This window comes from Haloarchaeobius marinus, assembly GCF_051207415.1.
Taxonomy (GTDB): Archaea; Halobacteriota; Halobacteria; order Halobacteriales; family Natrialbaceae; genus Haloarchaeobius.
Genome location: NZ_JBPKGD010000015.1, coordinates 1 through 548, shown reverse-complemented (window position 1 = coordinate 548; position 548 = coordinate 1). Strand labels below are relative to the sequence as shown.

2 pseudogenes are annotated in these 548 nt (G+C 60.2%); both read left to right on the top strand.

The features are described from left to right. Positions 1–249: pseudogene (gene tnpA / locus ACSC1W_RS20890) on the top strand (IS200/IS605-like element ISHla16 family transposase); the annotation flags it as partial. Next, positions 246–548: pseudogene (locus ACSC1W_RS20885) on the top strand (IS200/IS605 family transposon protein TnpB); the annotation flags it as partial. The pseudogenes tnpA and ACSC1W_RS20885, both read left to right, overlap by 4 nt.

Below are 548 nucleotides of genomic sequence, written 5' to 3'. Positions count from 1 at the left end.
GACAAGGGCCTCGAGCTGGCCGAGTCCGAGGTCATGCCCGACCACGTACACCTGTTCATCGGGAGTCCACCGAAGAACGCCCCGTCACTCATCGTCAACTGGGTCAAGGGCATCTCGGCACGGAAGTACAACCAGCGGTACGACGACCGCGTGAAGTGGACTCGTTCGTACTACGTCGGCACGGCGGGAAGCGCCTCAAAGGGCGCTGTCGAACGCTACATCGCTGAACAGGAGGGTGACGACGCATGAAGCGCGCCAACGCCTTCGAGGTGGTTCCACAGAACGAGAACGACAAGGAGTGCCTTCTACGGCTACTTGATGCGTCCGCCTCCCTGTGGAATGAACTGACCTACGAACGTCGTCAGAACTACTTCGGTGACGGCGACGTGTGGGACACGTCCGAGTACCGAGGACGCTATAACGGTGTCGTCGGAAGCGCGACTGTCCAACAGGTCACGCGCAAGAACAGCGAAGCGTGGCGGTCGTTCTTTGCCCTCAAAGAGAAAGGCGAGAACGCTAACCCACCGTCGTACTGGGGCAACGAGGAG